The organism is Tabrizicola sp., assembly GCF_031377265.1.
Classification (GTDB): Bacteria; Pseudomonadota; Alphaproteobacteria; order Rhodobacterales; family Rhodobacteraceae; genus JAUYQR01.
Window position 1 is genome coordinate 1 of the sequence record NZ_JANMET010000210.1, and the last position, 5,531, is coordinate 5,531.

The following is a 5,531-nucleotide window of genomic DNA, read 5'->3' on the forward strand; positions in this document are numbered from 1 at the left end:
TGGCTGACGCCGAGGGGGCCGTCCTTCCCGTGGTAGCGGTTGTCGTGGGTATCGTTCACCTCGGACTTGCGGAAGTAGGGAAGGATGTCGTCATACCCCCAGCCGGGGCAGCCCATCTGACGCCAATCGTCGTAGTCCTGCGCGTTGCCGCGCGTGTAAAGCTGGGCGTTGATCGAGGAGCCGCCGCCGATGACTTTCGCCTGCGTATAGCGGATCTGCATGCCGCGCATGTGGCGCTGCGGCACCGTCTGCCAGCCCCAGGAGCCGATGCCCTTGGTCATTTTGGCAAAGCCTGCGGGCAGGTGGTAGAACGGGTGCCGGTCGCGCCCGCCGGCCTCCAGCAGCAGCACCTTGGCGTTGGGGTCCTCCGACAGCCGCGCGGCCAGCACGCAGCCCGCCGACCCGCCGCCGATGATGATGAAATCATAGGTCATGCTCACAACCTCGCAATCGACAGGCCGCCGTCGACGGGGATCACCGCCCCGGTGGCAAAGCGCATCTGGCCGGTGGCAATGGGCACGATGATCTGGCCAATGTCCGCCGGCACCCCCCAGCGGGCCATCGGCACGAGGCCGCTTTCGATCCGTGAGGTGTATTTGTCGCGCACCCCCGCCGTCATCGCGGTGTCGATGATGCCGGGGCGCAGTTCGAACACGCCGATATCCAGCGGCGCCATCCGCACCGCGAAGGCCTGCGCCATCATCGAGGCCCCGGCCTTGGAGATGCAGTATTCGGCCCGGTCGGCGCTGACCATGCCGGCGCTGACCGAGGTGATGAAGGTCATGCTGCGGTACTGCGCGGTGCTGCGCCCGGCCATCCGGCGACCGACCTCTTGCGCCAGAAAGAACGCGCCGCGCAGGTTGATCGCCATCACCTGATCAAAGCTGTCCCCCGTCACGTCAAAGAGATCGCCGCGTGTCCGTGCCGGGATACCGGCGTTGGAGATGAAGGTGGTCACCGGCCCGGCGGCCGCCTCGACCCGGTCAATCAGGCTGCCCACCGCGCCCGCGTCGCGCAGATCATGGCGCAGATAGACGGTGCCCGCGCCCAGGCGCGCCTGCGCCTCGGTGACGGTATGGGCATCTTCGGCAAGCTCTGCCGCGATGACGATGCGAAAGCCCGCCGCCGCCAGCGCCTCGGCCAGCCCAAGGCCGATGCCCTGCTGGCCCCCGGTGATCAAGGCGACGGGCGTCATGCAAAATCCCTTTCCCGGATATGCGCCGCCGTGCGCAGGGCCAGCGCGGCAATGGTCAGCGCCGGGTTCACCGCCGCCGAGGTGGGCAGGACCGAGGCATCGGTGATGAACAGGTTCGGGTGGTCATGGGCGCGGCAGAACGGATCGACCACGCTTGTGGCAGGGTCTGCCCCCATCCGTGCCGTGCCGCATTGATGCGAGGGGGTTCGCCGGTCAAAAGCGCGACTGAGAACAATTGGATACCCGGCTTTCTTCAGTTTCTGCTTCAATGTTTTCACCAGCGCCAGATGCGCGTCCCAATTCGACCGCTTCCAATCCAGCATGATCTGATCGCCCCGCAATGTCACCCGGCTGTCGGGGTTGGGCAGGTCTTCCGACATGGCCAGAATGTCGACCGAATGCCGCGCGATCCAGGCCGCCAACGGCGCCGGGATCGGGGTGTCCGAGGCCAGGATCGGCCCGGAAATCTTGCCCAGCAGCTGCACATTGCCCAAAGGCGCACCACCCGGTCCACCGGTCAGATAGAAATCGTTCAGCTGCAGGGTCTTTTGATAGACCGACAGGTTGCGGCGCCACGGATGCAGCGCCAGCACCGCGCTGAGGTTGTGGTTCATGAAGTTGCGCCCGACCTGATCGGAACGGTTCGCCAGCCCCGTCGGATGATCTGCGTCCGCCGAGCCGAGCAACAGGGCCGCCGACATCACCGCGCCTGCGGCCAGCACGATCAGCGGCGTGGCAAGGCGTTCGGTCCGACCGTCGCGCTGCACCTCCACGCCGGAAATCCGCCCGCCGGTTGTCAGCAATCGCAACACCCGCGCGCCGGTTTCCAGCCGCACATTCGGGTGCTGCAGCGCATGCGCCAATCCCACGGTTTCGGCATCCATCTTGCCGCCGCAGGTATCAGGAAAGGCATCCCATGGGGTCTGCCCATGCTTGAGCCAAAGGTCGATGTCGACACCTAAGGGAAGAGATGAAGGATGCAGGCCAATATTTTGCAATCGTTTGCGAAAGTCTGCAATTGCAGGTTCGTCAGGCACTGGCGGAAAGCCGTAGTGCCCGGAATGCGCGGGCTCGGTCGGATCTTCGCCCAAGGTGCCACGCACCTGATACAGGGCCTCGGCCTCCTGATACCATGGCTCCATCGCGGGGTAGCCGATTGGCCAGCCGGGAGTGGTGCCGCCCAAGTGGCGGATTGGTGCGAAATCTTCGGCCCGGTAGCGCATCAGGACGGCACCGTAGAACTTGGAATTCCCGCCCGCGTGATAGTAGTTGCCGGGGTTGAAGGGCCGCCCCTCGCCATCAAGCCACTGTTCATCCGGGCGGAAGTGGCCGCGTGCGAAGATGGCCACCGGATCACGCGCCTCGGGCGAGGGTTCCAGCCGGGTGCCGCGTTCCAGGATCAGGATGCGCTTACCCGACGGGGCCAGGGCCGCCGCGAGGGTCGCCCCACCCATGCCGGAGCCGATGATGATGACATCGGCGGCGGTCATGCCCGGATACGCTCCTCGGTTTCGGGATCGAAGGCGACGGCTTTTTCCATGTTGATGGCGAAGTCGAACAGCTGGCCCGGTGCGACCGAGGCATCCGCCCGCATCCGTGCAATCACATCCTTGGCTGACAGGGTCATGGTGACGAACGTATCCGATCCTGCCGGTTCCGTCACGGTCACGCGGTTGGTGAAGGGCTGGATATTTCCCGACTTGCGATCCGCCCCTTCGGGATCGGTAATCGCCTCAGGCCGGATGCCGAGGATGATCTGGCGACCGGCCCAATCGGCAAGGTTGGTCTGGCTGAAACGCAGGTGGCGGACGGCCCCCTCGCTGTCGGTGATTTCGGCATGCGGCGCGCCGTTCTGCATCACCACCGTCGCGGGCAGAATGTTCATCGCCGGGCTGCCCATGAAGGTGGCCACAAACAGGTTTGCGGGCGTGTCGTAGATGTCTTTCGGGGTGCCAAGCTGCTGGACATAGCCCTTGTTCATCACCGCGATGCGGGTGGACAGGGTCATCGCCTCGATCTGGTCGTGGGTGACGTAGACGATGGTGGTGCGCAGCTTTTGATGCAGTTTCTTGATCTCGGTCCGCATGTCGACGCGCAGTTTCGCATCAAGGTTGGACAGGGGTTCGTCGAACAGGAACACATCGGGGTTGCGCACCAAGGCGCGCCCCATGGCGACGCGCTGGCGCTGGCCGCCCGACAGCTGGCCGGGCTTGCGGTTAAGAAGGTGGTCGATCTGCAGCAGCTTGCCCACATCGGTCAGCGCCTTGTCACGATCTGCCTTTGGCACGCCGTGCATTTCCAGCCCGAAGGTCATGTTCTGGCCGACGGTCATGTTGGGGTAGAGGGCGTAGCTTTGGAACACCATCGCGATGTTGCGTTTCGACGGGTGCACCCCGTTGATGACGCGCCCCTTGATCGAGATGTCGCCGGACGAGATCGCCTCCAGCCCCGCGATCATGTTGAGCAGGGTGGATTTTCCGCAGCCGGAGGGGCCGACGAGGACGAGAAACTCGCCCTCCTGCACCGCAATATCGACCTCGTGCAGAACCTGCACCGATCCGTAGGATTTGGTGACATGAGAGATGTCGAGAAAGCCCATTGTCGCAACCCTTCGTCTTGAGTGGGCCATGCCGCCCCGCGCGGCATGGCCGATGTTGCTTACTTCGCTGCCAGAATGGCGTCGGCGAGACCGACAGCGCCTTCTTCGGGCGTCATGTCGGAGTTGAAGAACCCGGTGATCGCATCCGTCGCGGCACCAACGACCGCGCCATTGGCAGCGTGGGTTCCGGCAAATGTCGGCACTGCCGTCCCGGTCGCATCATTGGATGTCAGCGCGGCCGAGGTTTCCTGCGCGCAGGCATCCATCGACGACAGGTCGACGTCGTTGCGCGCCGGAATGGCCCCCTTGGCCTTGTTGAAGGCGACCTGCACGTCTTTGTCCATGATGGCGCTGGCCAGCACTTCCTGCCCCTTGATCAGGTCAGGGTCAGTCTGGGCAAACAGCGACAGCGAATTGACCAGATAGACAAAGGCATCGCCCTTGGCCTTTGGCACCGGAATGCAGGCGTAATCGGTGCCGGGCACCTTGCCTGCGTTGGTAAACTCGCCCTTGGCCCAATCGCCCATGATCTGCATCGCGGCTTCGCCATTGATCACCATGGCGGAAGCGAGGTTCCAGTCGCGGCCCGGCGCGTTGGCATCGATCATGCCGCGCAGGGCGGCAAGTTCGGTGAACACCGCCACCATGTCCGGCCCGCGCAGGGTGGCGTCGTCCAGATCGATCAGGGCTTTGCGGTAGAACTCCGCCCCGCCGACGCCTGCGGCGACCGCTTCGAACATGTAGGCTTCCTGCCAGGCCTGACCGCCATGCGCCAAGGGGATGATCCCGGCCGCAAGGAACTTGGGTGCCAGGGCGTTCAGTTCTTCCCAGGTGGTGGGATAGGCGGCGCCGATCTTGTCAAACGCGGCTTTGCTGGCCCAGATCATGTCAGTGCGGTGCACGTTGGTTGGAACCGACACGTAATGGCCGCCGATCTTGGTGAAGTCCTTCACGGCCTGTGGCAGGGCTGCATCCCAGCCTTCGCTTGCGGCCAGTGCATCGACATTGCCAAGAAGCCCCTCATTGGCCCAGTCGATGATCGTCTGGCCCAGCATCAGCATTGCAGCGGGTGGGTTGCCGCTGGCGATCCGCGCCTGCAGCGCGGTTTTTGCAGCGTCGCCACCACCGCCTGCCACTGGCGCATCGGCCCAGGCGACGCCTTCAGCGACCACCTTGTCACGCACCGCGCCCAAGGCCGCAGCCTCGCCGCCGGAGGTCCAGAAATGCATCACTTCAACCGATGGTTCGGCGAAGCTGGGGGATGCCGCGATCCCCAAGAACAACGCGGTAGCAATGGACATTTGCTTCATTTTGACGTTTCTCTCTCTCGTTCGCCCGGGTCTGGTGCAAGTTGGGCTAAGGTTGAACAAAGACCGTCGGGCGGCTCCACCCGCCCGGCGGTCGGCTTATCCCTTGACGCTGCCCGCCATCAGCCCGCGCACGAAGTAGCGGCCTGCGACGATGTAGACGAAAAGGGTCGGAAGGGCGGCAAGGATCGCGCCCGCAAAGTGGACGTTGTATTCCTTCACGCCGGTCGATGAGTTGACGAGGTTGTTCAGCGCCACCGTCATCGGCGTTGAATCAAGGTCCGAGAATGAGGCCCCGAACAGGAAGTCGTTCCAGATATTGGTGAACTGCCAGATCACGCTGACCACCGCGATCGGCCCCGACACCGGCAGCATGATCCGCCAGAAGATGCGGAAGAACCCGGCCCCGTCGATCATTGCGGCCTTGACC

6 protein-coding genes are annotated in these 5,531 nt (G+C 64.2%); all 6 read right to left on the minus strand.

The genetic code is table 11. The annotated features are described in order from the left end of the window. Positions 1 to 434 (minus strand): GMC family oxidoreductase N-terminal domain-containing protein (locus RMO18_RS12240; protein ID WP_309666221.1); only part of this gene is annotated, 434 nt, incomplete at its 3' end. A 2-nt stretch (positions 435 to 436) separates the two neighbouring features. Further along, positions 437 to 1,195 (minus strand): 3-ketoacyl-ACP reductase, encoded by a 759-nt coding sequence (locus RMO18_RS12245; RefSeq protein ID WP_309666222.1) that lies wholly within the window; start codon positions 1,193 to 1,195, stop codon positions 437 to 439. Further along, complete coding sequence (locus RMO18_RS12250; RefSeq protein ID WP_309666223.1) at positions 1,192 to 2,685, minus strand: GMC family oxidoreductase; 1,494 nt, start codon at positions 2,683 to 2,685, stop codon at positions 1,192 to 1,194. The genes RMO18_RS12245 and RMO18_RS12250 overlap by 4 nt, the downstream gene beginning before the upstream one ends. Next, positions 2,682 to 3,794: an ABC transporter ATP-binding protein gene (locus tag RMO18_RS12255; protein ID WP_309666224.1), complete on the minus strand. Its 1,113-nt coding sequence runs from the start codon at positions 3,792 to 3,794 to the stop codon at positions 2,682 to 2,684. Before RMO18_RS12255 ends, RMO18_RS12250 begins: the two co-directional genes overlap by 4 nt. A 59-nt stretch (positions 3,795 to 3,853) precedes the next feature. Next, positions 3,854 to 5,095 (minus strand): ABC transporter substrate-binding protein, encoded by a 1,242-nt coding sequence (locus RMO18_RS12260; RefSeq protein WP_309666227.1) that lies wholly within the window; start codon positions 5,093 to 5,095, stop codon positions 3,854 to 3,856. Between the two features lie 105 nt (positions 5,096 to 5,200). Next, positions 5,201 to 5,531, minus strand: a 331-nt coding sequence (locus RMO18_RS12265) for an ABC transporter permease subunit (protein ID WP_309666229.1), incomplete at its 5' end; no start/stop codon positions are given.

What these genes read in the sequence shown, in the direction of transcription:
- RMO18_RS12245 (WP_309666222.1), bottom strand. Translation starts at nt 1,195, where the DNA reads ATGACGCCCGTCGCCTTGATCACCGGGGGCCAGCAGGGCATCGGCCTT.
- RMO18_RS12250 (WP_309666223.1), bottom strand. Translation starts at nt 2,685, where the DNA reads ATGACCGCCGCCGATGTCATCATCATCGGCTCCGGCATGGGTGGGGCG.
- RMO18_RS12255 (WP_309666224.1), bottom strand. Translation starts at nt 3,794, where the DNA reads ATGGGCTTTCTCGACATCTCTCATGTCACCAAATCCTACGGATCGGTG.
- RMO18_RS12260 (WP_309666227.1), bottom strand. Translation starts at nt 5,095, where the DNA reads ATGTCCATTGCTACCGCGTTGTTCTTGGGGATCGCGGCATCCCCCAGC.